The sequence below is a fragment of the Sporosarcina luteola genome (genome assembly GCF_023715585.1).
Taxonomy (GTDB): domain Bacteria; phylum Bacillota; class Bacilli; order Bacillales_A; family Planococcaceae; genus Sporosarcina; species Sporosarcina luteola_D.
In genome coordinates, this window is sequence record NZ_JAMBOK010000001.1 from 1,411,806 (window position 1) to 1,435,793 (window position 23,988).

Annotated in this window: 23 protein-coding genes; 15 read left to right on the top strand and 8 right to left on the bottom strand. The window is 46.7% G+C overall.

Annotated features, from left to right (window positions below; all coding sequences use genetic code 11):
• The first annotated feature begins 58 nt into the window (after positions 1 to 58).
• Together M3193_RS07150 and M3193_RS07155 are read left to right on the top strand one after the other, a co-directional pair.
• Positions 59 to 1,225 carry a M20 family metallopeptidase gene (locus M3193_RS07150; protein ID WP_251625542.1) on the top strand — a complete coding sequence of 389 codons (1,167 nt, stop codon included), beginning with the start codon at positions 59 to 61 and terminating at the stop codon, positions 1,223 to 1,225.
• A 164-nt stretch (positions 1,226 to 1,389) separates the two neighbouring features.
• Positions 1,390 to 1,923 (top strand): competence protein ComK, encoded by a 534-nt coding sequence (locus M3193_RS07155; RefSeq protein ID WP_251625544.1) that lies wholly within the window; start codon positions 1,390 to 1,392, stop codon positions 1,921 to 1,923.
• On the opposite strand, the gene M3193_RS07160 is transcribed toward M3193_RS07155, so the two are convergent.
• The 4 genes from M3193_RS07160 to M3193_RS07175 all read right to left on the bottom strand — a co-directional run bounded on the left by M3193_RS07160 (position 1,889) and on the right by M3193_RS07175 (position 4,913).
• On the bottom strand, positions 1,889 to 2,263 hold the full coding sequence (locus M3193_RS07160; RefSeq protein ID WP_251625546.1) for a hypothetical protein: 375 nt from the start codon (positions 2,261 to 2,263) through the stop codon (positions 1,889 to 1,891). The genes M3193_RS07155 and M3193_RS07160 overlap by 35 nt on opposite strands.
• Before the next feature lie 165 nt (positions 2,264 to 2,428).
• The gene (locus M3193_RS07165) at positions 2,429 to 3,001 is read right to left on the bottom strand and encodes a nuclear transport factor 2 family protein (protein ID WP_251625548.1); all 573 of its coding nucleotides are present in this window, start codon (positions 2,999 to 3,001) and stop codon (positions 2,429 to 2,431) included.
• Between the two features lie 61 nt (positions 3,002 to 3,062).
• Positions 3,063 to 3,737 (bottom strand): response regulator, encoded by a 675-nt coding sequence (locus M3193_RS07170; RefSeq protein ID WP_285851851.1) that lies wholly within the window; start codon positions 3,735 to 3,737, stop codon positions 3,063 to 3,065.
• A 21-nt stretch (positions 3,738 to 3,758) separates the two neighbouring features.
• Entirely contained in the window at positions 3,759 to 4,913 is a 1,155-nt protein-coding gene (locus tag M3193_RS07175) for a sensor histidine kinase (protein WP_251625552.1), read from the bottom strand.
• A gap of 142 nt (positions 4,914 to 5,055) precedes the next feature.
• On the opposite strand from M3193_RS07175, the gene M3193_RS07180 reads away from it, so the two are divergent.
• Both M3193_RS07180 and M3193_RS07185 read left to right on the top strand, forming a co-directional pair.
• Positions 5,056 to 5,688 carry a YigZ family protein gene (locus M3193_RS07180; protein WP_251625555.1) on the top strand — a complete coding sequence of 211 codons (633 nt, stop codon included), beginning with the start codon at positions 5,056 to 5,058 and terminating at the stop codon, positions 5,686 to 5,688.
• A 164-nt stretch (positions 5,689 to 5,852) separates the two neighbouring features.
• Positions 5,853 to 6,917: an LCP family protein gene (locus tag M3193_RS07185; protein ID WP_251625557.1), complete on the top strand. Its 1,065-nt coding sequence runs from the start codon at positions 5,853 to 5,855 to the stop codon at positions 6,915 to 6,917.
• Between the two features lie 261 nt (positions 6,918 to 7,178).
• Here M3193_RS07185 and M3193_RS07190 read toward each other — a convergent pair whose 3' ends face one another.
• Positions 7,179 to 8,222: a glycosyltransferase family 4 protein gene (locus M3193_RS07190; RefSeq protein ID WP_251625559.1), complete on the bottom strand. Its 1,044-nt coding sequence runs from the start codon at positions 8,220 to 8,222 to the stop codon at positions 7,179 to 7,181.
• Between the two features lie 242 nt (positions 8,223 to 8,464).
• On the opposite strand from M3193_RS07190, the gene secA2 reads away from it, so the two are divergent.
• Positions 8,465 to 10,825 (top strand): accessory Sec system translocase SecA2, encoded by a 2,361-nt coding sequence (secA2, locus tag M3193_RS07195; protein WP_251625561.1) that lies wholly within the window; start codon positions 8,465 to 8,467, stop codon positions 10,823 to 10,825.
• 2 nt (positions 10,826 to 10,827) lie between these two features.
• Entirely contained in the window at positions 10,828 to 11,724 is an 897-nt protein-coding gene (locus M3193_RS07200; protein ID WP_251625563.1) for an accessory Sec system S-layer assembly protein, read from the top strand.
• A gap of 121 nt (positions 11,725 to 11,845) precedes the next feature.
• Here the strand turns inward: M3193_RS07200 and M3193_RS07205 are convergent, their stop codons facing one another.
• Together M3193_RS07205 and M3193_RS07210 are read right to left on the bottom strand one after the other, a co-directional pair.
• Complete coding sequence (locus tag M3193_RS07205) at positions 11,846 to 12,337, bottom strand: C40 family peptidase (RefSeq protein WP_251625565.1); 492 nt, start codon at positions 12,335 to 12,337, stop codon at positions 11,846 to 11,848.
• 215 nt (positions 12,338 to 12,552) lie between these two features.
• Entirely contained in the window at positions 12,553 to 13,254 is a 702-nt protein-coding gene (locus M3193_RS07210; protein WP_251625567.1) for a glucosamine-6-phosphate deaminase, read from the bottom strand.
• A 318-nt stretch (positions 13,255 to 13,572) separates the two neighbouring features.
• Between M3193_RS07210 and M3193_RS07215 the strand changes: the two genes are divergently transcribed.
• From M3193_RS07215 to M3193_RS07225, 3 genes are read left to right on the top strand one after another with little or no spacing between them, the layout of a single operon-like run.
• On the top strand, positions 13,573 to 13,728 hold the full coding sequence (locus M3193_RS07215) for a cytochrome c oxidase subunit 2A (protein WP_251625569.1): 156 nt from the start codon (positions 13,573 to 13,575) through the stop codon (positions 13,726 to 13,728).
• 24 nt (positions 13,729 to 13,752) lie between these two features.
• Entirely contained in the window at positions 13,753 to 14,256 is a 504-nt protein-coding gene (locus M3193_RS07220; protein ID WP_251625571.1) for a cytochrome c oxidase subunit II, read from the top strand.
• Positions 14,256 to 15,908: a b(o/a)3-type cytochrome-c oxidase subunit 1 gene (locus tag M3193_RS07225; protein ID WP_251627245.1), complete on the top strand. Its 1,653-nt coding sequence runs from the start codon at positions 14,256 to 14,258 to the stop codon at positions 15,906 to 15,908. Before M3193_RS07220 ends, M3193_RS07225 begins: the two co-directional genes overlap by 1 nt.
• Before the next feature lie 87 nt (positions 15,909 to 15,995).
• Here M3193_RS07225 and M3193_RS07230 read toward each other — a convergent pair whose 3' ends face one another.
• Positions 15,996 to 17,885 (bottom strand): sensor domain-containing phosphodiesterase, encoded by a 1,890-nt coding sequence (locus tag M3193_RS07230; protein WP_251625573.1) that lies wholly within the window; start codon positions 17,883 to 17,885, stop codon positions 15,996 to 15,998.
• Positions 17,886 to 18,046: 161 nt separating this feature from the next.
• Between M3193_RS07230 and M3193_RS07235 the strand changes: the two genes are divergently transcribed.
• The 6 genes from M3193_RS07235 to M3193_RS07260 all read left to right on the top strand — a co-directional run bounded on the left by M3193_RS07235 (position 18,047) and on the right by M3193_RS07260 (position 23,592).
• Positions 18,047 to 18,394, top strand: coding sequence for an SCP2 sterol-binding domain-containing protein (locus M3193_RS07235; RefSeq protein WP_251625575.1), 348 nt, complete (start codon positions 18,047 to 18,049; stop codon positions 18,392 to 18,394).
• 244 nt (positions 18,395 to 18,638) lie between these two features.
• The gene (locus tag M3193_RS07240; RefSeq protein WP_251625578.1) at positions 18,639 to 19,241 is read left to right on the top strand and encodes an ECF transporter S component; all 603 of its coding nucleotides are present in this window, start codon (positions 18,639 to 18,641) and stop codon (positions 19,239 to 19,241) included.
• Positions 19,242 to 19,265: 24 nt separating this feature from the next.
• On the top strand, positions 19,266 to 20,033 hold the full coding sequence (locus tag M3193_RS07245; RefSeq protein WP_251625580.1) for an energy-coupling factor transporter transmembrane component T family protein: 768 nt from the start codon (positions 19,266 to 19,268) through the stop codon (positions 20,031 to 20,033).
• A complete protein-coding gene (locus tag M3193_RS07250) occupies positions 20,030 to 21,703 on the top strand; it encodes an ABC transporter ATP-binding protein (RefSeq protein ID WP_251625582.1) in 1,674 nt (557 codons plus the stop codon). Before M3193_RS07245 ends, M3193_RS07250 begins: the two co-directional genes overlap by 4 nt.
• A 76-nt stretch (positions 21,704 to 21,779) precedes the next feature.
• On the top strand, positions 21,780 to 21,947 hold the full coding sequence (locus M3193_RS07255) for a hypothetical protein (RefSeq protein WP_251625584.1): 168 nt from the start codon (positions 21,780 to 21,782) through the stop codon (positions 21,945 to 21,947).
• Between the two features lie 70 nt (positions 21,948 to 22,017).
• Complete coding sequence (locus M3193_RS07260; RefSeq protein ID WP_251625586.1) at positions 22,018 to 23,592, top strand: SulP family inorganic anion transporter; 1,575 nt, start codon at positions 22,018 to 22,020, stop codon at positions 23,590 to 23,592.
• The last annotated feature ends 396 nt before the right edge of the window (positions 23,593 to 23,988 follow it).

The window sequence follows — 23,988 nt, forward strand, 5'->3', positions numbered from 1 at the left end:
CAAAACGTATTGTTATAATTGCGAATATAACTAATGCGTTTTGAGAGGGGTAGTTGGAATGAATAAGCAACTGTTCGAGAAGTTGGATTGCGCTTACGAAGAAATGGTCGTCATCCGAAGACATTTGCATATGCACCCGGAATTATCTTTTCAAGAGGAAAAGACCGCGCAATACATCCATGGCTTCTATGCAGATCTCGGCGTCGATGTCCGTACAGGCGTCGGGGGCAATGGCGTAGTTGCACGTATCAAAGGAGCGCGTCCCGGCAAGACGGTCGCGTTGCGTGCAGATTTTGACGCATTGCCGATCCAGGATGAAAAAGACGTCCCTTATAAATCGACAGTTCCAGGCGTCATGCACGCTTGCGGACATGACGGCCATACAGCGGCATTGCTGCAATTGGCGAAGGCGATCCATGAGCTGCGGGAAGATCTCGCGGGGGAATATGTCTTCATCCACCAACATGCCGAGGAATTTGCGCCGGGCGGAGCCATCTCAATGATCGAAGACGGTTGCCTGGACGGTGTCGACGTGATTTTCGGCACACATCTCTGGTCTCTCATCCCCTACAAAACTATCGAATATTCAACAGGACCGGTCATGGCGGCTGCCGACCGATTTGAAATTACGATTCAAGGGGCAGGAGGCCATGGAGCGGCGCCGCATCAGACGAAGGATGCCATCGTTATCGGTGCCCAGCTCGTCATGAATTTGCAGCAGCTCGTATCCCGCCGCGTCGACCCGATTGAATCTGCCGTTTTGTCCGTCGGTTCATTCGTTGCGGACAACGCGTTCAATGTCATCGCCGATTCCGCAAAGCTTGGCGGCACGGTGCGTACGTTCAATCCCGATATCCGCGACATGATGGAACGGGAAATAGCCCGGGTCGTGGAAGGCACTGCACTTGCCAATGATTGTGAAATCCGGTTCGACTATTTCCGCGGTTATCCTGCCGTCGTGAACCATACAGTAGAAACCGAGTTTTTGAAATGCATTGCTGAATCAGTTCCCGGCGTCGAACATGTCGTGGAAGGAAAGCCGCAAATGGGCGGCGAAGACTTCGCATACTATTTGGAAAAAGTGCCTGGCACTTTTTTCTTCACAGGCGCTCAGCCGGCTGACACCTATCCTCATCATCATCCGAAATTTGATTTTGAGGAACAGGCGATGCTGCTTGCCGCGAAAACGCTCGGTGCTGCCGCATTAGGTTATCAAGCTGAATAAGCCGTTTATCCCCCGTTCATGACGGGGGATTTTCTATATGACCACAGTAAATTTGCACTTCTTTTCACATAGTTCAAATTATTCATATAAAAGACTTGTTTTTCTAATTACTTACCCTATAATACTAGTAAGGGATGGAAATATTAGGATTGGGGGAAAATAGTATGAATGAATTCGAACCACGGTATCACCTATCGTTTGATACCCTCATGTTACAACCGAAGATAGATGGCAATAAGGTTTTCACGAGGGTCATTGAACGGGAAAGGACATTGATTGTTCCAAAGAAACCGATACATATTATAACCGGATCCTGCACTTTCTATGGATCCAGTTATACAACTGCCATGAATACGTCCAAGCGATTATTCGGAGATAATAAGCAGAAAGCGCCTTTTTTGCTGGCAAACTCTTTTGGCATTCCATTCATTTTCATTCCGACATTATCTCCTTATTCAGATCAGAATGTGTGGATCTCCTACCATGCAATTGATTTTTTTGATGCGGACGGGCTTGGAACTTCCGTTACATTGGAGAATGGGCAGAAATACAAGTTGGATATTTCGGTTTTGACGATGAACCGGCAATATACGCTGGCTAAATTGCTTGAAAGGGATTTCTTGAAAAGGCAAAAGAACTTCCACGGTTCTTTACAGTTCCCGCCTAAAGGTTCGTCAAAGAGTTACCCAAGCGTGTAAAATACAGCTCCAGTAACTCTTCCGTCCGGTTGCGGAGCCGGACATTCAAGTAGCGGCGGTGGTCTTCATAGCCGCCATTGATGAAAATGTATTCCGTAAACATACTATCCCTCGTTTTTCGGATTACTTTCATATTATTGCGCCGCAAATAGAATGTCGTTTCCTGCAGCTCGCTTTGGACTTGCTTCACCGTATTGTCGATAATCTTTAAGTAAGGCCCCTTCAACTTGAACGGGCCTTTTTCAAATAGCTCCCGATCTCGCTCCAGTACGATCAAGACCATCGGCAAGTAGATCATGTTTTCAAAATGAGGCAATGCCTTCGCCGGAATTAAAGGCATTACGGTTTCCTCCCTTCAAAAGGAACATTTGTTCCCATTATACCTTTTTCATTTCTGGAAAGCAATATGGTTTGCGAAGGTAATTTTTGCATCCTCAATAATAAAAACTGCCCAGTTATGCACCTGGACAGTTTCAGTTTGTGGATATTCGATTGTTACTAAACGTTATTTCTGTTCTTCCATATAATAAACGGAATTGACTTTCCAATCTGCGCCCTCTTTCGTAAAGACAGTCACTTGCCTTCCCTCACGGCTTGTCTCCAAGCCTGTGGACTTCTGTTTCATGTTCGTCACCAAGTTTGCGAACACTTGGGCTTCACCCGTTTCTTCATCAAATTTTACGATTGTAATGTCTTTTGCTTCGCGGGATAGTTCGTATTGCTCAAAGACGCTTTCAATATACGCGCGCTCTTCATCTAAGTCGAAGCTTTTAGGCTTCTCGGACAGCGTTCCCATATATTCATCGATGTCCTGATTGTTGAACGCATGGATATATGTGTCGAACGATTGGATGATCAGCTCTTTCTCTTCTGCCGGCACGTTTGCCGCCTCTTCAATTGTACCGCCCGATAAGTTGAAGCCTACTTTATTCTCATCCACGCCGTGATCGATCGACCCGAATTCGCTCGGCGCTTCCCCGTCATTCACTGAACCTTGATTTGTTGCGTCTTCCTTTTTAGAACATGCCCCAAGGACGAGCATGAAGATGAGCATTGCAAGAACAAGAATTTTTTTCATCATTATTCCTCCTGTACGGTAAAAGGGACCATCCCAGTAGGAGGTCCCTTTTAGTATATCATCACTTTACTTCGACCCATCCGTTTTTGATTGCTGTTACAACAGCTTGTGTACGGTCGTTGACACCCATTTTCTGCAAGATGCTCGAAACATGGTTTTTAACCGTCTTCTCGGAAATGAAAAGCGTTTCCCCGATTGTCCGATTGCTTTGTCCATCTGTCAATAACTGCAAAACTTCGCATTCGCGCTTCGTCAATAGATGAAGCGGACGGCGGATGTCATTTTGTTGGAATGATCCTTTATGCTCGCGTTCGCTGAGACGGCGGAATTCCGACACAAGATTATGCGTCACTTTCGGATGCAAATAAGATCCGCCTGCAGCAACGACCTTGATTGCTTGTACAATCGCGTCTGCGTCCATTTCTTTCAGCATATAACCGAGTGCACCCGATTTCAATGCATGCGAAACATATGATTCGTCATCATGGATGGAAAGCATGATGACTTTCGCATCAGGAAATTCATTTTTCAGGAGTTCCGTTGCTTCTACTCCATTCATGCCTGGCATATTAATATCCATCAAGACGACATCCGGCTCAAAGCGGCGGTATAATTCAACCACTTCACTGCCATCGTCCCCTTCTCCCACTACTTCGAACGAGTTTTCAAAGTCAAGGATCCGCTTGACTCCTTCACGGAATAGCTGATGATCATCTACAATTAAAATTTTCGTCATGGTCATTTCCCTCCCAATACCCTATTCAATTATATTTTCATGTAACGGAATACGGAATAACACAGTGGTTCCATTGCCAATTGCCGACATGATTTTCATCTCGCCTTTCAGCAGTTCGACGCGCTCCCGCATCCCTATAATGCCAAATGATTTATCTTTAGTTTGACTCGGGTCGAACCCCTTGCCATTATCCTTCACGACAATATTCATTGTATCACGAAGCCATTCGACTTTCACCCAAACATCTCTTGCATTACCATGTTTAAGTGCATTTGAAATACATTCCTGTACGAGACGGAATATCGCGACTTCGATGCTGGATTCGAATCTTTTCTCCGTTCCATTATTCATGAAATGGATTGTGATTCCTTTTTCATATTCCATGACCGTTGAAGAATATTTCCGCAGTGTCGGAATCAATCCAAGGTCGTCCAACGCCATCGGACGGAGATCATAGATGATGCGTCTTACTTCAAGAAGGGCATTCCTGACCATTTCCTTCAGTTGGTTCAGTTCGGATAGCGCAGCATTCGGGCCTTTTTCGGAATAGGTCTTTTCAATGAGCCCTGATCTAAGCAGAACATTGGCAAGCATCTGAGCAGGTCCGTCATGGATATCTCGTGACAGCCTTTTGCGTTCCTCTTCCTGCGCTTGAATGATTTGAATGGCGAACTCCTGTTTCTGTCGGGCTGTTTCCAGCACTTCACCGACCTTTTTCAAATCGGATGTCAAATATGTAATGACCGTCGTCACTTGATTGACTAGATGATCCGCCTTTTCAATCGTCTCCAAAAGGGCCACAATGCGACGGTCCAGCTCGTCCCTCCGAACGCGCAACTGCTTTTCTTCCATTCGGTTGATCGACAGCCTGACGAGTAAATCATTAGCGACTTCATAGGCTTGACGCACTTCTTCCTCGGTATAATTCATGAAGTTTTTGGAAACATCTGCCAGCCGCCTTCGAGATTGGCGGGTCATATCCTCTAAATAATCCCCTTCTGTGATTACCCGGGAAATATCTTCTTTAATAAGAACAAGTTCAGTTTGCATCTCCTGGAAGGTTTGACGGCTTTGTTCGCTTATAGTGAAAATATCATTTTTAGATTGATCCATTACATTAACCATGTTATCGAATATCTTTTCCAAATTGTGGATATCCACCATATTTTCTGCCATCTCTACCCCTCCCTTCTGGAAGCTTACATCGAAACGTAGGCACTGTTGCAGTATTCCTTAATTCCTTATACACTTTATTATTATATCATCATAAAACTTTTTGCGTATTAAGATTGTATTACAAGTGAGAGGAGCACTGCAAATGCGAGCAGATTACAAAACGGTCAAATTGTCCGGCGAAAGTGAGATCGTCATCCAAAAGTCCAGATTCCTCACATACGTCAAGCGTGTGGAGACCGAGGATGAAGCGCTGGACTTCATTCAAGAGATCAAAAAGATGCATCATACTGCGACACATAACTGCTCTGCCTATATTATCGGTGAGCATGATCAGATACAGAAAGCGAATGACGATGGAGAACCGTCCGGAACGGCAGGATTCCCCATGCTTGAAGTTCTGAAGAAGCAAGGGTTGAAAGATACCGCAGTTGTCGTCACACGTTACTTCGGCGGCATCAAATTGGGGGGCGGCGGCCTCATCCGTGCATATGGCCGCGCAACTACTGAGGGGATTGCCGCGACAGGCGTCGTCGAGCGCAAGCTTCACAGACTCATGAAAGTATCCATAGACTATACATGGCTCGGCAAAGTTGAGAATGAAGCGAGGCAGTCGCCTTATCCACTCGAAGAGATCCTCTACGAGGAGGACGTCAGCTTGCTCCTTCATGTTCCAATCGCTGAAACCGATGCATTTATCAGTTGGATGACAGAATTGACGAATGGGCAAGCAAAAATTTCGGAAGTCTCGACATCTTTCCTCGAATTCGATTCGTAATAACAGTATACGACAAAGGAAATTAATAGTATAATAGTGAAAGTTGACGATTCATTATGTATTCTGCGGATTCCATCTATGATACGTCAACTTTCCGTTTTTTCATGGAACATTAAATCTGCTTGGGAAGAATCCTTAGCCGATGGTGGAGGCCTATGCAAGCTATGAATAGAAAAGACTATAGAAAAATGAAAAAGAAGACCTCGAAAGCGAGGCTCGCTATTAAGATCGGGCTATTAGTTTCGCTGACTGCTTTGCTTGCAATTGCAGCTTACGGCCTTTCATTGCGCAACCAAGCGGAACAGGCAGTTGATAGAGCGTTTGAAGCGGTCCCTGCCACGCAGAAATCCGACTTAAGGGGCGAGGCAAGAGTAGAGCCTGCGAAGGACAATGTTTCCCTTCTATTAATTGGTGTGGATGATAGTGAGGCACGTATGCAAGGGGACGGCAATAGCCGTTCAGATGCGCTTCTCGTCGCTACCTTCAATCCCCAAGAGAAATCTGTAAAGCTTTTGAGCATACCGCGCGATTCATACGTCTACATCCCGAAAGTCGGGTATAAGGATAAAATTACCCATGCCCATGCTTTCGGTGGAACGCATGCGGCAATCGAATCGGTTGAAGAAATGCTTGATATCCCGATCGATTACTATGTGAAGATGAACTTCAATGCTTTCATCGAAGTCGTTGATGCACTCGGCGGCATTACAGTCGACGTCCCGTATAACAGACTTGAAAAAGATGAAAACGACAAAAACACCATTCAATTAATTAAAGGGCGGCATGAGCTTGACGGCAGACATGCACTCGCACTAGCGCGGACACGTAAGCTCGACAGTGATCTCGAGCGCGGAAAACGGCAGCAGATGATCTTGCAGGCGGTCATCAAAGAAATGGTATCTGTGAAATCCATATCGAAATACGGCGATGTCATCGAAGCGGTCGGAGACAATATGAAAACCGACATGACGTTCAAAGAAATGACTTCCTTCTGGGAATATGCAAAAGGCGGTATGCCGCAAATCGACACGATCAATCTGCAAGGCTATGACGATTGGTCGACAGGCGCCTATTATTATAAGTTGGAAGACAGTGATTTGGAGAATGTGAGGCAGCTGCTGAAAGCTCATTTGGGCTTGATACCGGATTCCTCTTCATTAACCGATAGCGGAAATTCGCATGTAATCGGAACGGCGGACCAAACTGCCGAGAAAAGCGATGATTATTAAGTTGAATAGATGAATGAACTTCCCATCCCGGCTGAATCCCTTTCAGCGGGATGTTTTTTTATTCGTGGAGAGAAGGGAGTTACGGTGAGCCAAAGGTCCTGAAATGACGATAACTCTTGGGAAATGATCGATAACTACCCGGAAGTGACCGATAACTGCCCGGAAGTGATCGATAACCTGCGGCAAGTGATCGATGTATTTTCCCAATAAAAAAAGGTGATATGCGAATTCCGCATATCACCTCTATTGCATTGCATTCATTTATTTTCCGATCATACGGACTAAGTTCAATAATGGCCGGTAATTTGTTCCCGCGAGACCGATGATTTCGACGAACAGCTCAATAGCAATGAGCATGACGACGATCAGGACGATGGCGCCCCATACAGTCGCTTGCGAGAAGAGTACTGCTGCTACACCGAAAAGGATAGCCAATCCATAGATGATTAGGACACTCTGCCGGTGAGAGAAACCCGCTCGCAGCAAGCAGTGATGCAAGTGCGATTTATCCGGTGCTGAAATCGGCTGCTTCATCCGAATCCGGCGGATGATCGCGAAGAATGTATCGGAAATCGGAACGCCAAGTATGATGATCGGGATGACTAGTGAAATCATCGCGACGTTCTTAAATCCTAGCAACGCCAATACGGAGATCATATATCCAAGGAACAGTGCCCCTGTATCCCCCATGAAAATCTTGGCAGGATGGAAATTATAGAACAAAAAGCCGAGTGTGCTCGCGGCCAATATGGCAGCTGTCGCTACAACGAACACGTCCCCCATGATCACTGCCATGACTGTGATGGAAATGAGCGCGATTGTGGATACGCCCGCCGCCAGTCCATCCAATCCGTCGATGAGATTGATAGCGTTCGTAATGCCGATGATCCAAAGAATCGTAATCGGGATACTTAAGTAGCCAAAGTCAAACGGGCCGAAAAATGGCAAGTTAATGAATTCAATTTGTAAACCGCCCCATGTCACAACGACGATCGCAGCAGCCAACTGGCCGAACAGCTTCGCCTTGGCGGAGATTTCAAGCATATCATCGAGGAAGCCTGTAATGATGATGATGAGAGCCCCTACAAGAATTCCGATCGCATGCTCATCTGAGGGAGTCAATAAGAGATACCCGATGACGAATGCACCGAAAATTGCTATTCCTCCAATACGCGGCATGACAGAAGCATGCACCTTGCGATAATTTGGACGATCAACCGCCCCGATACGGAAAGCGAATTTTATGACGAGCGGAGTCAGTATGATGGAAGCTATGAATGCAGCAGCCATTGCAAGGAATAACATGTCCTTCCTCCCCGTAAATAACAATAATTTAGTTAACCACAAGTATTATAGCACGTATGAACCCGGAAAGCATCCCAGTTAGCGAATCTGGGCACTCAATACTACCTTACCCTTTTGTAAGATAGTGTATCCTTGCCTGACTGGGCTCAATTTCGTTACAAGGTAGTCTTTTCGTATATAGTTTGATAAAATAGAACCTAGTATCCTTAATAGAAGGATAAGATAAAGGAGCGCCAAATCATATGTTATCAATATTCAAACGTTCAAATCAAACAAGCGAAAGACAACTTCGCAAATACCGCAAAGTTGTTCAACACATAAATGACTTGGAATCGAAATACGAAACATTGTCAGATGAAGAGCTGGCCCATATGACGGAAGTGTTCAAACAGCAGATCCAGGAGGGGGAAACCGTTCAGGCCATCCTTCCAGACGCATTCGCCATCGTCCGTGAAGCATCGAAACGGGTACTCGGCATGCGTCATTTTGACGTTCAGCTTATTGGCGGCATGGTTCTGTCCGAAGGCAATATCGCGGAAATGCCTACTGGTGAAGGGAAGACGCTCGTCGCTTCCCTTCCCTCCTATTTACGTGCGTTGGAAGGCAAAGGCGTACATGTCATTACAGTCAACGACTATCTTGCAAAGCGTGACTATGAGCAGATCGGCCAGATCCACCGATTCCTCGGATTGACGGTCGGTTTAAACGTACCGATGATGCAAGGGCCTGAGAAGCAGGATGCCTATTCGGCTGATATTACGTATGGTGTCGGAACCGAATTTGGCTTTGATTACCTACGTGACAATATGGTCCAGCACACTTCCCAGAAAGTGCAGCGCCCGTACCATTTCGCCATCATTGATGAAGTCGACAGCGTCTTGATCGACGAAGCGAAGACGCCGTTGATCGTCGCAGGCAAGATGAAGGCGGACCCTGATCTTCATTTCATAGCCGCCAGACTCGCAAAGCAATTCAAAAAAGGCGTTGATTTTGACTTTGATGATGAGACGAAAGCGACTTCACTTACGGAAGCAGGAATCGAGAAAGTGGAGAAATCATTCGGCATCGACAATCTTTACGAGCTCGAGCACCAGACGCTTTATCATTATATGATCCAGGCTGTTCGCGCCCATGTCATTTTCGAACGGGATGTCGACTATATCGTGAAAGATGAAAAAGTGGAACTTGTCGATATGTTCACAGGCCGGATCATGGAAGGCCGCACGTTATCGGACGGTCTTCACCAGGCGATTGAGGCGAAAGAAGGACTGCCGATCACGGATGAAAATAAAGCGCAAGCCCAGATTACGATCCAGAACTATTTCCGGATGTATCCGAAGCTCAGCGGGATGACAGGAACTGCGAAGACTCAGGAAAAGGAATTCCGTGAAGTGTATAATATGGAAGTCATCCAGATCCCTACGAACCGCCCTCGTGCCCGTATCGATTCGCCGGATCGCGTATATGAAACGATCGAACAGAAATACGAAGCGGTTGCCAAAGAAGTGGCGGAGCGTCATAAAAAAGGGCAACCGGTGCTTGTCGGTACCACTTCCATTCTCCAATCTGAAAAGGTTGCGGAGTATTTGGACCGCAAGAATCTATCCTATCACCTACTGAACGCGAAAAGTGTCGAGCAGGAAGTGGATCTCATTTCCCAAGCTGGCCAATACGGCCATATTACGGTCGCAACAAATATGGCGGGACGCGGAACGGATATCATGCTCGGTGAAGGCGTCGAGGAAATCGGCGGATTATTTGTGCTTGGAACGGAAAAGCACGAAAGCCGCAGAATCGACAACCAGCTGCGCGGACGTTCCGGTCGTCAAGGGGACCATGGGGAAAGCCAATTCTATATCTCGCTTGAAGATGACATGTTCAAACGTTTCGCGAAGGATGATCTTGAGAAATTCAGTAAAAAAATTGTCGTCGATGAAGATGGGCTTGTCCAGAATGCCGACGTGAATGAGCTCACCGAACGTACCCAGCGAATCGTCGAAGGCGCCCACTTCTCCATGCGAGAATACAATCTGAAGCTGGATGATGTCATCAACGACCAGCGCGGTGTCCTCTATTCGCTGCGTGATAAAGTACTTGAGCGCGAAAACCTTTTCGATCAATTGAAAACGATGATGTCCGAGGTCGTGGAATTCGTCGTCTACGATAGCTGTCCGGAAAACGAAACTCCGGATAACTTCGATTTTGATCGAATTGAACGTACGATGGATGGGCTGTTATTGGAGCCCGTCGCACTTCCGCGCAATCTTGAAAAGCCGTCTGACATCTTGAAAATTTACGAAGAGCCGGTTGCAGCCCTATTTGCGTATCTGGATACGTTCGCTGATAATGAACAGGTGAACGAGATCATTCCGCAAGTGATGTTGAGCCATATCGATACCATGTGGGTGAAACACCTGGATGTAATGGCCCGTCTCAAAGAAGGAATCGGATTACGGTCATATGGCCAAGAGGATCCGATGCGTATTTATCAACGGGAAGGCTTGCAATTATTCGGCACGAACTATCAAAAGCTTCGCCGGAATATTGCATCCGAAATCATCGGCTTTATGAAGCTTATCTCACAACAACAGGAGGCCCAATAATCATGAAACTTTTCAACCTTTTCAAGAAAACCGAAAAAACAGGTTCAGACAGCACGATTGATTCAGAAGAGATTCTGGAAGGTAGCGCGCAGTCAATTGATGCCGATGAAGTGGAAACAGCTCTTTCCTTCCACCCACAATGGACACTTTCGCAAGAACAGGAATACGTTTTCCGCTTTCTTGCAAATGAACTGGAGCCCCTGAAGCCGAACCAGATTTCCCTCTCAGGGATCGATATTGACGTCGAACCTGCAAATGGGGAGTGGTTAGTCAAAGCATTCTTCAGATCTTCTCTGGATCAGCAAATTTCGATTGGGCCGGTTGAATTATTACTATTGGATGACAAAGGGGAAGTGATCGCTTCCCAAGAGTTCGATTTAAATGAATTAGGCGAACTTCCGGCACGCAGTGCACGCCCATGGGTTTTTGTTTTCCAGAAAGAAAATACGTTCCTGGAAGAGCCGCCAGCCGAAAATTGGAAGCTTGCTTTCAATGTGCAATCAATGGTGCCTCATAAACTCGAACTTGAACAAGCATGGGAAGATGGACTTACAACTGATCAAAAAGATGCACTAACAAAAGTCGTCGACCAAATGCCTAAATTGAAACCACGCGAAGTGAACTTTGCCGGCTTCCAGGCAAAGCAACAGGATGATGGCGGCATTGCGGTATCCCTCTTCATCCGCAACGGACACTCGAAACATATCAATGTGGAACAGCTGCCGCTGGAATTATTGGATGCGACTGGCGATGTTGTAGCACGCGGTTCATTTAACCTAGGTAAACTGGAAGTAAAGGCAAACACGTCAAAACCTTGGACGTTCATCTTCCCGAAGGAAATGGTCAAAAAAGACAATCCGGATTTCTCCAGATGGATTATCCAAGTACCTCAAAATTAATCCAAACTAAGAGTACTTCTGAGCCTGTGAATCAGGTAAAACGAAAAGGACTGTTCCAGAAAATCGGTGATAACAGATTTTCTGGGACAGCCCTTTTTTATTTGGCATGAGAATTATCAACTTATTTAGACGCAACCTCAGTAACGCCTGTGATTCGTTTAGCACCAACATATCGCTTGCCCCAATAGTGCGGGTCATTAAGCTTATCGACTTTCACGCCTTTAGATGAAGAGGCATGGGCAAACTTTCCGTCGCCAATGTAAATGCCGACATGTGAAACACCTTTACCACCTGTATTGAAAAATACCAAATCGCCAACAGTCAAGTCGCTCTTTGCAACCTTCGTTCCAGTCGCATACATTCCTGAAGACGTACGTGATAGATTGATGCCATGTTGTTTGAAGACAAATTGGACAAATCCTGAGCAGTCAAAGCCCGATTTTGACGTTCCCCCGTATACATATCTAATCCCTTTAAGGCTTGTGGCAGTTTCGGAAATTTTAACTGAATCTGATGATGAAGCTTCTGCTTGACCCATGAACGGTGACATAAATAGTAAAAATGACAACCCAAAAACAGCAATAGGCTTTTGCAAGTATGTTAATTTTCTCATATGTTCCCCCAGGTTTTTTTATATTTATCTATTTATCTGAAAAATCTTCTAAATACACTTTAACACGAAGTATGCTCGTCCAACATTACAGTTCCGTAACAAAGTCATTACAAATAGTCGCAAAGTTACATAGTTAATTTGATTGTCCACATATCAATAAAAACGCCAAAAGACCACGTCCTCTCTTCTGAGGAGCGTGGTCTTTCACCTTACAATCACAATTTCAAGTCTGTAATAATTGTAACATCATCATGCTCTAGGAGATAGGTAATGGTCCAGTCAGGGTCAATTTTGCCTTCTAGAAATTTTGTGATGGCTGGACGCTTCTTCTCTCCGAATGCAAGCAGGACCAATTTCTTGGCACTCATGATGGAGGCGATTCCCATCGTCAATGCAGTGTTGGGGATTTTCTCATCGTTCTCGAAGTATTGGCTGTTTACGCCAAGTGTCGAGTCCGTCAATGTTGCAACGTGTGTGACGGAATCAGGAGGCGTGCCCGGTTCATTGAAAGCGATATGACCGTTTTCACCGACGCCTAGTAGTTGAATGTCGAGTTTTGCATCTTGCAACGCTTGCTCATAGCGTTTGCACTCTTCCTCCAGATTCTCAGCCATGCCATTCGGTATATTTGTATCTTTAAAATTCTTCTTATTGAATAAGTGATCGTTCATGAAATATGCATAACTGTTCGGGCTGGATGCTGGCAGACCGACATATTCATCTAAATTGAAAGTAGTCACTTCTGAAAAGTCCAGTTCCGATTCCGTTAATCTTTTGTAGACAGGAATCATTGTACTTCCTGTTGCCAATCCAAGCACATGAAGTCGATTATGCTCTAGCTCTTCTTTTAGCAGCTGGTAAAATTGCTCTGCTCCTTTTTCAGGGTTTTCCACATAAACAAGTTTACATTTCTCCATCATTCTCAACCGACTTTCATTATAGATTTAGTTGTACTGTCTAATTGTAATTTCCAAAAACAGTATGGTCAAATAAAAGAATAATTTACACAACAACGCTGACCACACTTCTATTCCCTTTTTCTCTCCTATAAAACACATTTCCTTGCCGATGACGTATATGTCTAAATTTTGAAGACGATGTGACCAAAATGTGGACTCTTTTCAAATCTTAAGATTCATAGGGATTTCCCTAATTCTCTAATTTCCCTCCGCGACTATGATAAAAGTATGAGATGCGCGATATCAATCAATTAATCAATGCAGGAGGTGGATCGTATGACTACAGGCAAATCAAGGAAGCGTCCGGTAATAGAATCCGGAAATCCGCAAACCGGAATCAATCTGAAAGGGACCTTCATCTCAGTCATGCTGTTAGGTGTCTTCATCCTAGTGACATGGTTCGGGCTTTACGCACTATTTTTATCAAGATAATGAGACTCGTTAGGAGGAAGTACAATGCATTTGCATAAATACGAAAAGATCTGGCTTACGTTCGGATTAGGGTCACTCGCACTTTTCCTGGTAATTATCGGTTTCGCTGCATTCTGGAAAGGGACGCATCCGATGAGCCATATCGAAACGATCGATCCCCAGAACGTTGAAGCGCACGAATCGTTTAAACCTGAAAACCTTGGCCTGCGTGAAGTGGCTGAAGGAAAATACGCTGTCAATATCGTTGCTTCTGCGTTCAATTATAATATCGGCACGGACGCTGACGGCAAGCCTGTCAAAAAGATCCGTGTGCCAAAAGGTTCCACTGTTTTATTCCAGATCACTACTAAGGACGTCGTGCACGGCTTTCAAGTTGCAGGCACGAACGTCAATATGATGGTTGAGCCGGGGCATGTGAGCAGGCTTGAGACGGTGATGAAAAACGCTGGTGAATTCACTGTCGTCTGCAACGAATATTGCGGAATCGGGCACCATCAAATGTTTGCAACTGTGGAGGTGTATGAGTGATGCTGAAAAATACGCTGTTTCCAAAGAAAGAAGCCCGGCTATATATGGCGTTCATGCATGTGACATTCGCGTCACTGCTGATCGGCGGACTAATGGGGCTCCTACAGACACTATCCCGTTCAGGCCAATTCAAATTGCCGTTCGGAATTAATTACTATACGATTTTAACGGTGCACGGCGTTATTCTGGGATTAGTATTGACTACGTTCTTCATCGTCGGATTCCAGTTTGCCCTTATGGGGAAAACGGTCGGAATATCTGACAAACAACGTAAATGGGGATGGATTGCATTCTGGACGATGCTCATCGGTACAATCATCGCGGCTACTACGATTCTGGTCGGTCAGGCGAATGTACTGTATACATTCTATGCACCGCTCCGTGCGCATGCTGCATTTTATATCGGTTTGGCATTGGTCATCGTCGGCAGCTGGATTGCCGTGTTCGTCAACTTCCGTCAGCTGTACGTCTGGAAAAAAGCGAATCCCGGGCAGAAGTCGCCATTGCTCGCTTTCATGGTCACGATCAATATGGCGATGTGGTTCATTGCTTCACTCGGGGTTGCAACATCCGTCTTGGTTCAATTCATCCCTTGGTCTTTAGGGTACGCAGCTACGATCAACGTGCTGCTCAGCCGTACGCTGTTCTGGTATTTCGGTCATCCGCTCGTCTATTTCTGGCTCCTGCCGGCATATATGGCATGGTATGCAATCATTCCGAAGATCATCGGCGGTAAATTATTCAGCGATTCCCTTGCAAGGATGTCATTCATTCTCTTGCTTATGTTCTCAATTCCCGTCGGCTTCCACCACCAATTGACGGAGCCGGGAATCGATCCAACGTGGAAATTCATTCAAGTTGTTCTGACATTCATGGTCGTCATCCCGACATTGATGACAGCATTCTCGATTTTCGCGACATTTGAAATTACAGGCCGTCGTAAAGGACATAAAGGGCTTTTCGGCTGGTTCAAGCGCTTGCCTTGGAAGGACGTCCGCTTCCTTGCGCCGTTCATTGGGATGGTCGCCTTCATTCCAGGAGGCGCGGGCGGTATCGTCAACGCATCCCACCAGATGAATACGCTCATTCATAATACGATCTGGGTGACAGGCCACTTCCACTTGACGGTTGCGACGACAGTCATCCTGACCTTCTTCGGGATTGCCTATTGGCTCGTCCCACATTTGACGGGCAGGCGGTTGACTCCGAAGCTAAATAAACTCGGCATCATTCAAACGATCATATGGACTGTCGGAATGACAATCATGTCGACATCGATGCATATCCAAGGTCTTCTTGGCGGCCCGAGACGTTCCGACTTCTCGAATTATGCAGGCGGCGAGCAAGTCAGCACATGGATCAGCTACCAGGTGGCACAGGCCGTTGGAGGAACGATCCTGTTCATCGGGATTATCCTGATGATTTACATCTTCATCCAACTCGCATTCTTCGCACCACGCGGCATACAGGAGTTTCCGATTGCGGAAGAAGAGGTCGATGCAGACCCGACACCGAAAATCCTGGAGAATTGGTATCTATGGATCGGAATCACGGTCGCACTTATCCTTTTCGCCTATACAATTCCGGTCATCGACATTATCAAGCACTCCCCTCCAGGGTCACTGCCGTTTGACTGGCCGATTGGAAGATAACAAAAGCGAAAGCCGTTACGGAGAACGGCTTTTGCAACAAAAATAAGCCTTACACACTAGATTTCCCATTGTGTAAGGCTTTTTCTATTAGTAGATCGAAGGTAGGAGCAATTTACCTGCTCTTCCATGATTGCGGATCAATGCATCGATTTCTTCGACCGGAACGGGTCTGCTGAAATAAAATCCTTGCAGTTCAGAGCACCCGAACTGTTTCAAGAGATCCCATTGCTGCTGCGTTTCGACGCCTTCCCCGATCGTTTGCAATCCGAGCATCTCTGCAAGATGAATGATTGTCTGAACAATTCCCGAGCTCTTTGGATCGTTTCCGAGTCCATTGATGAATTGGCGGTCGATCTTGATTTGCTGGATCGGGAAGTGCTGCAAGTAGATGAAAGCAGAATACCCTTTTCCAAAATCGTCGATGGAAACGGAGTACCCCATTGACGTCAAGAGATTGATCCGGTTGGCGACGGCCTCGGTGTCTTCCAAAGCGACGTTTTCCGTTATTTCCAGCACAAGGCTTTTCGGCTTGATATTTGCCTCCGTGATGCATTTTTCAAGATAGGTAGGCAGATTATGGTGCAGGAAATGTCTTGGCGATAAATTCACGGACACCGTAGCATTCCTCAACCCTTGCTCTATCCACTCCCGGATTTGGCAAGCGGCCTGCTTGATGACCCATTCCCCTATCGGTGTAATGAGTCCCGTTGACTCGGCGAGCTCGATGAATTCTCCCGGGAAAATGAGGCCTCGTTCCGGATGTTGCCACCGGATCAGCGCTTCGAAACCGCTTACTTCTCCTGTTCGACAATTCACTTGCGGCTGGTAATGCAACTTGAATTCATTCAAGTCAAGGCCCCTCCGCAAGTTCATTTCAGAAAGCATCGTCTCTTTCAAGTACGTGTGCATCTCCGGGTCATAGAGGTTCCCACCTTTCCGGTTTGAGGCCTCTTTTCCCGATTGGAGCGCCATGTAAGCCGCTTGAATCCCATATTTCACGTTCGTCGCATGCTCAGGATAGACGGAAACCCCGTAGCTGAACGTCATATACACTTCCTGTCCACTTACATGCATCGGCCGTTTCAACCGATTGACGACCCGCTCAACCCTTGCCATCTCGCACTCCAATTCACCTACAAATGGGATGAAAATGACAAAATGATCGAATGCCAGTCTTGCGATCTGTGCGGGATTCGGAAACTGGATCTTCAGCCGGTTCGCTGTAATCTGGAGCAATTTATCCGCTCCATCGGGTCCGAGAACGCCTTGTACTTCCGTAAATTGATCCATGACAAGATAGACGAAAGCGCCCCGCTGGCCATTTTGGAATTCGCCGATCTGCTTCGTCACATTTTCGGTGAATGAATATTGATTGTCGATACCGGTCAGCAGGTCGGTATAGGCGAGTCGATGGACGTGCTCTTCCACTTCAATCCGCTCCAACCGATCGAATATGAAGGAAAGCATATCTGCAATGGACGCTGCAAGGACCCTATCAAGATATGACCAATTTCTCGAACGCGTTGATTCGCAGCAGACCACACCGCCAATCCCCTTGCTTAAGATGATCGAGGCATCTATGATCGATTTTACTTTCCCGCCGTTATAATACGCATGTTGATACAATTCCCGGGTGGCGGGATTTGTTGATACGTCTGCAACGGCTAGAATCCGTTCATGTTGGACCGCTTTGAAATAAGATGGCAGCTCTTCGGCAATGATCACTTCTCCAGCTGTATGAGTTCCATTTATATGTAAAACACTTTGTGCGGTCAAAGACGTTCGTTCTTCATTGAATAACCAAATGCTCACTCGATCGCACGCCATAATTTTTGATATGCGAATACACAATTCTTCTATGACAGGGGCAATCGAATGTCGCGAAAGGTCCGACCGTTTCGCCTGCGTAAATATGAAATCCTGTATTTTTTGAAGTTCATCCAATACGATATCGAATTTTTCATTAGAACGGTTCATCGGACTTATACAACCCCTTTCTGCTAACTACTTCTACTACTCCTTTCTATCGGCACGATTATATGATTTTTGAGGCTGTCACGTATTTTTTCATTATTCTATTAGCGTCTGTGGTATACTGAGTGAATAGTCACTCATTACTGAAAAAGAAGGTGTTCCGAATGAATTTGGAAGAAATGACGATGGAACAGATTTGGACAGAAATTGATGCGGAGCTGAGCACCAATAAAGGGCCCCTTGCAGGAATGAACGCATCATATTCATTCGATTTGGCCGGTGAGGATGGCGGTATGTATGGATTGAAGTTTGCAGACGGCGAGGCGGAAACGTTCCGCAGCGACCCGGGAGAAGTCGACTGCGCTTTGATGATGAGCGTCACGGATTTCAAGAAATTGCTTGGCGGCAACTTGAACTCCACTGCTGCTTTCATGATGGGAAAACTGAAAGTGAAGGGCAATGTCGGCCTCGCATTGAAACTTGAGAATTTATTGAAACAGTACACATTTTGATTATTTATAGCCACACCGCCGTTCGCCAAGTGCAAACGGTGTTTTTTTAGATCGTATGGTTATGGCAAATTCCTCACGTCGCACTCTAAATAATCATAACTAAAATTTTTATTGGGCATAAGATGAAAATAAGTAGTCTAAAGTAGTGATTCTTTTTCAATAAAGTCTTCCCTATTTCTTCATAATGGATTAGTATAGTCATGTGTCTTGACATCTATCTTGATTATAAAAAAGGAGAATACAAATGAAAAAGAAGCGTATGTGGTCCTTGCAGTTTTCAACAGCTGCGTTTGTACTGATTCCCGCGGCGGTAGGCATCAACTTCTTGGGGAAATTGTTTGCGGACGTGTTAAAGCTGCCTCTATGGATCGATGCCATCGGAACGGTCTTAGCGAGTATGCTTGCAGGACCGCTCGTCGGTGCAATTGTCGGTGTCATCAATAATATCGTCTATGGCTTTACGACGAGTCCAGTCTCTTTCGTCTATGCCATCACCCAGGCCGTCATCGGATTAGTAGTAGGAATCATGGCGTACAAAGGATGGATTTCGAATGTCGGCAAAGCGGTTGTCCTCGGGCTTGTCGTCGGATTCATTGCAGCGATTGTTTCTACTCCACTCAATATCATGTTTTGGGAAGGGACGACCGGAAACGTCTGGGGGGATGCATTGTTTGCAACGATGCTCGCAAAAGACATGCCATTATGGCTCGCTTCGTTTGCTGACAGCATCGTCGTCGATGTGCCTGATAAAGTCGTCACTGTACTGCTCAGCTTCTTGATCTTCAAAGGGCTGCCGAAAAATGTGAAGCTCATGTATGACAATCAAGGGGAGATTGAAAGGTTATAAGCATCGCCCGCAGGAGGGATTCCAATGAACAACATGACATTGTATGTAAATAGGGATTCGCCGGTCCATCGGGTGGATCCTTTGACAAAGCTCTTATTCGTCTTCATTTCCATCACATCGACATATATTTCAGCAAATCATCTGGCTGTGTTCGGAATCCTCCTGTTCACATTCATCATCCTTATGACCGGCAACGTGTTCAAATCCATTTTGCCGGTCATCGGGGTCAGCTTTCTGTTAATCGCATCGATCATCATCGTCCAAGGATTTTTTCATCCCGACCGGGCAACGGTACTGTTCGAAATCGGCCCGATCGCTATTTATAAAGAGGGGTTTTCAATCGCGTTGCTGATCACACTCCGGGTCGTCAATATGGTGGCCGCGTTTGGGGTGCTTATTTTGACGACGAAGCCGGATGATCTTGTAGAAGCATTGCTGCAGAAAGGTCTGTCTCCGAAATTCGGTTATGTGCTGCTGTCGGTACTGCAGATCATCCCGCAAATGGTCGCATTGACAGGTAAAATAACCGATGCTCAGAGGGCTCGGGGAATGGAAACGGAAGGCGGAATTTGGATGAGATTCAAATCATTCCTCCCCCTTCTCGGTCCCGTCGTCCTGAACTCGCTCACGGAAACCCGGGAGCGGTCGATCGCACTCGAAATCCGCGGATTCAATGCCAAAGGGAATCGGACGTTTTTGTATGAACGGGAAACCTACCGATATAGCATGCCTCTCAGAATCGCATTGATCATCTTCTTTTTAGCTGTCATCGTTTGGAGGGTGATGTCATGAGTGTATTGCGTGTTGTAAATTTGAAATATAAATATCCCGATAGCTCCCATTTTGCGCTCGATGATATTTCATTCACGGTGGAAAAGGGCGAATTCGTCGGGATTATCGGCATGAATACAGCCGGGAAGACGTCGTTAGGTTATGCACTGAGCGGACTCATCCCCCACTTTTTCAAAGGTGCATATGGCGGGGATGTGTACATTGGCGAGATGGATGTGTTGTCGCATGAAATAAGTGAAATTACGGCAAAGGTCGGTCTCGTCTTTGAAAATCCTTTTTCGCAGATGACCGGTGCTAAGTTCACTGTCTATGATGAAATTGCTTTCGGCCTTGAAAATCAAGGCGTGCCGCGGGATGTCATGCATGAACGAATCCGGGAAAGCATGAAGCTGCTCGATATTGAAGGATTGCAGGGAAAGAATCCATTTTCACTATCCGGCGGGCAAATGCAACGGGTCGCAATTGCAAGCGTCATTGCCATGAAGCCCGACATCCTCATACTTGACGAACCGACTTCGCAGCTAGATCCGGAAGGCGCAGAAGAAGTGTTCCGCGTCGTTGAGAAATTGGCGGATGAGGGCATGACAATCATCATGGCCGAGCAGAAAATGGAGAAGCTTGCTGCATATGCCGACAGGATCCTCTTGCTGCATGACGGCAAATTGATTGAGGATGGGAAGCCGGAAGAAGTCTTTTCAAGGGATGATCTACGTGAATTCGGCGTGGAACCTCCTGTCTATGTGAAAGTTGCACGGACTCTCGGCATTCGAAGTGAGAAGACCGGGCAGTATCCGATTTCTTTGGATGAAATGCCGAGGGAGAGGGAGCTTCGATTCCATCCAAGTGATTACATCAAGAGTAAGACAACCGAGGCGAACGGCACAACCACCGCTGAGCTCATCGTCCGTGATCTTCATTTCGGCTATGAAAAGGGTCAGGACGTTATCCGTGGACTGAATGTCACGATGAGTGGCGAGCCGATCGCAATCATCGGGCAGAATGGTGCAGGGAAAACGACATTTGTCAAATTGTTGAAAGCGCTGCTCAAGCCGGACTCAGGTGAAATATACTTGGACGGAAATCCGCTTTCCAGGACGACGGCTGCTAAACTGGCTAGCCGGATTGGGCTCATCTTCCAAAATCCGAATGACCAGATTTTCAAGCATAAAGTAATTGACGAAGTGATGTTCGGCCCGCTGAATATCGGACAATCCAGCAAAGAAGCGCTCGCTAATGCCAAAGAGATGCTGGACCTCGTCGGACTTGCCGACAAAGCGGATGAGAATCCATATGATCTTAGTCTTGCGGAGCGGAAGATGGTTGCGATGGCGTCCATTCTCGCGATGGATACGGATATCGTCATTTTCGACGAACCAACGATGGGGCAAGATGTCCGCGGCAAGTCGAAGGTGAAGGAAATCATCCATTCACTTCATGAAAAAGAAAAGCTCGTTATCTGTATTTTGCATGACATGGATTTCGTTGCGGAGACTTTCGGACGGACAATCATTTTTAGCGATGGCGGCATGCTGTTTGACGGCCCTACGCGTGAAGCGTTTGCACAGGGGGACGCATTGCGGCTCGCGCGGGTCGAGCAGCCGCATATTACGAAACTCGTGCAGCGGATGGGATATGACCGTATTGTATTGAAGGAAACCGAATTGATGTAGAGGGGTGCCCGGAAAATCAGTGCAAGCTGACTTTCTGCGGCACCCTTTGCTGGTTTGAGTGTGGGGACGACTTGCTGTGGACGCGGGGAAGCCGGCTTTGGACGCGGGAATGCTTGCTTTGGACGCGGGACCGCGGACTTTGGACGCGAGACCACCGACTTTGGACGCGTGCATGCCAACTTTGGACGCGGGACTGCCAACTTCGGACGCGAGACCGCCTTTTTCACTCACGGGACCTTGCTAGTACTGCGTTTGTCGCTTATAATGAAGATAGGAAATATTTTTACAAATTATGTGGAAGAAGAGTGACCGCCTTGTTCAAAGATCAGCGTTTTATTGATTATAATGCGTCAGGATTTCGGAAGGATCTGCTTTCGGGGATAACTGTCGGTATCGTAGCCATTCCACTTGGGATGGCTTTTGCAATTGCCTCCGGCGTTAAACCGGAGTATGGCTTGTACACGACGATCATCGCCGGGTTCCTAGTCGCTCTCCTAGGAGGATCCCGTTTTCAGATCGCCGGTCCAACCGGGGCATTCATCCCGATCCTTCTTGCAATCGTCCTTCAATACGGTTATGAAGATTTGTTGATTGCAGGATTTCTGGCTGGTATTTTCCTAGTAATCATGAGTTTCGCAGGCATCAGCAATCTCATTCACTTCGTTCCCCGTTCCGTGACGATCGGGTTCACCTCGGGAATTGCCATCATCATTTTCACAGGGCAATTCGGGAACTTTCTTGGCCTATCGGGGCTCGAAAGCAAGGAGTTCTTTCATGAGAATATGATTGATGTCGCCAAGCATCTTCATACTGTGAATATCTTCAGTGTACTCACCGCCATAATTGGGCTGGCTTTGATCTTCATCTTGCCGAAAGTTGCCCCTCGGGTTCCATTATTGCTCTTCGCTCTCTTGATTCCAACTATAATATCCGTCTTGTTCTTCCCAGGCAAAGTGGAAACGATCGGCACGGCATTCGGAGGGATCCCCCAATCATTGCCCGGCTTCCAATTTCCTCAAATCACGTTATCCAAGCTCGTCAGTCTTTGGCAGCCTGCATTGGTCATTGCTGCACTCGGCGCGATTGAATCGCTATTGTCTGCGGTCGTTGCAGATGGAATGAAGGAAGGACCGAAGCATGATTCGAAGCGGGAATTGTTCGGGCAGGGAATTGCAAATATCATTACGCCATTATTCGGGGGCATCCCCGCTACGGGAGCGATTGCAAGAACAGCGACCAATATCCGGTCAGGCGCAGTAAGCCCGGTTTCCGGCATGATGCAAAGCATCTTCGTCTTATTGTTCATTTTGGTTTTCGCCCCATTCGCCTCTTATATTCCTCTGGCTGTGATGGCGCCTATTTTAATGTTTGTCGCTTGGAATATGAGTGCGAGAAAGGCTTTCGTTCATATTTTGTCTGTCAGATCGGGCGATTCGATTGTACTGATAACGACATTCCTGCTTACGATCTTCATCAATCTGACTGTTGCCGTCCAGGTCGGGGTTTTATTGGCCGCCCTTTCATTCTTGCGTAAGATGAGTGGCAAGCTTCACATTGTGCCAGATAAACTTACCGATGTCGAGATTCACAAATTCGGAGATGACATAACTAAATTCGTCATTGAAGGACCGTTATTCTTCGGTACTGCGAAAGTGTTTGAAGATAAGATGCCTACAATCCTCTCGACAGACACTGCAAAGATCATTTTGGATTTGGAGCATCTCTCCATGATTGACGCAACGGGTGAAGCTGCGCTTTCCGCGTTATTGGACGGTGCCAGCAAAAAGAATGTAAGAATCATTGTGAAGAAGTTGCCCAAGCAGAAACTTTCATTGTTCAAGAAGAGCGGATTATACGACCGGATCGGTGAAGAGAATTTCTTCATGTAAGGACGAGAGACGTTTATGGGCGCAAATCTGGATTTATGAGCGCGGGCGCAGCGTTTATGGGCGCGATCCCGAGTTTATGAGCGCGAGCGCAGCGTTCATGAGCGCGATTCCGGATTTAAGGGCGCGGGCGCAGCGTTTATGGGCGCAAATCCGAGTTTATGGGCGCGGGCGCGGCGTTTATGGGCGCGATTCCGAGTTTATGGGCGCGGGCGCAGCGTTTATGGGCGCAAATCCGAGTTTATGGGCGCGGGCGCAGCGTTTATGGGCGCGATTCCGAGTTTATGGGCGCGGGCGCGGCGTTTATGGGCGCGATTCCGGGTTTATGAGCGCAGTTCCAAGTTTTCATGCAAAAAACTGTCACCGATTTTTCCAGGTGACAGCTTTTTGCTTTATTCA

Excerpts from the sequence above, each read along its gene's own strand:
- M3193_RS07150 (WP_251625542.1), top strand. The coding sequence starts at position 59 with ATGAATAAGCAACTGTTCGAGAAGTTGGATTGCGCTTACGAAGAAATG.
- M3193_RS07155 (WP_251625544.1), top strand. The coding sequence starts at position 1,390 with ATGAATGAATTCGAACCACGGTATCACCTATCGTTTGATACCCTCATG.
- M3193_RS07160 (WP_251625546.1), bottom strand. The coding sequence starts at position 2,263 with ATGCCTTTAATTCCGGCGAAGGCATTGCCTCATTTTGAAAACATGATC.
- M3193_RS07165 (WP_251625548.1), bottom strand. The coding sequence starts at position 3,001 with ATGAAAAAAATTCTTGTTCTTGCAATGCTCATCTTCATGCTCGTCCTT.
- M3193_RS07170 (WP_285851851.1), bottom strand. The coding sequence starts at position 3,737 with ATGACGAAAATTTTAATTGTAGATGATCATCAGCTATTCCGTGAAGGA.
- M3193_RS07175 (WP_251625552.1), bottom strand. The coding sequence starts at position 4,913 with ATGGCAGAAAATATGGTGGATATCCACAATTTGGAAAAGATATTCGAT.
- M3193_RS07180 (WP_251625555.1), top strand. The coding sequence starts at position 5,056 with ATGCGAGCAGATTACAAAACGGTCAAATTGTCCGGCGAAAGTGAGATC.
- M3193_RS07185 (WP_251625557.1), top strand. The coding sequence starts at position 5,853 with ATGAATAGAAAAGACTATAGAAAAATGAAAAAGAAGACCTCGAAAGCG.
- M3193_RS07190 (WP_251625559.1), bottom strand. The coding sequence starts at position 8,222 with ATGTTATTCCTTGCAATGGCTGCTGCATTCATAGCTTCCATCATACTG.
- secA2 (WP_251625561.1), top strand. The coding sequence starts at position 8,465 with ATGTTATCAATATTCAAACGTTCAAATCAAACAAGCGAAAGACAACTT.
- M3193_RS07200 (WP_251625563.1), top strand. The coding sequence starts at position 10,828 with ATGAAACTTTTCAACCTTTTCAAGAAAACCGAAAAAACAGGTTCAGAC.
- M3193_RS07205 (WP_251625565.1), bottom strand. The coding sequence starts at position 12,337 with ATGAGAAAATTAACATACTTGCAAAAGCCTATTGCTGTTTTTGGGTTG.
- M3193_RS07210 (WP_251625567.1), bottom strand. The coding sequence starts at position 13,254 with ATGGAGAAATGTAAACTTGTTTATGTGGAAAACCCTGAAAAAGGAGCA.
- M3193_RS07215 (WP_251625569.1), top strand. The coding sequence starts at position 13,573 with ATGACTACAGGCAAATCAAGGAAGCGTCCGGTAATAGAATCCGGAAAT.
- M3193_RS07220 (WP_251625571.1), top strand. The coding sequence starts at position 13,753 with ATGCATTTGCATAAATACGAAAAGATCTGGCTTACGTTCGGATTAGGG.
- M3193_RS07225 (WP_251627245.1), top strand. The coding sequence starts at position 14,256 with ATGCTGAAAAATACGCTGTTTCCAAAGAAAGAAGCCCGGCTATATATG.
- M3193_RS07230 (WP_251625573.1), bottom strand. The coding sequence starts at position 17,885 with ATGAACCGTTCTAATGAAAAATTCGATATCGTATTGGATGAACTTCAA.
- M3193_RS07235 (WP_251625575.1), top strand. The coding sequence starts at position 18,047 with ATGAATTTGGAAGAAATGACGATGGAACAGATTTGGACAGAAATTGAT.
- M3193_RS07240 (WP_251625578.1), top strand. The coding sequence starts at position 18,639 with ATGAAAAAGAAGCGTATGTGGTCCTTGCAGTTTTCAACAGCTGCGTTT.
- M3193_RS07245 (WP_251625580.1), top strand. The coding sequence starts at position 19,266 with ATGAACAACATGACATTGTATGTAAATAGGGATTCGCCGGTCCATCGG.
- M3193_RS07250 (WP_251625582.1), top strand. The coding sequence starts at position 20,030 with ATGAGTGTATTGCGTGTTGTAAATTTGAAATATAAATATCCCGATAGC.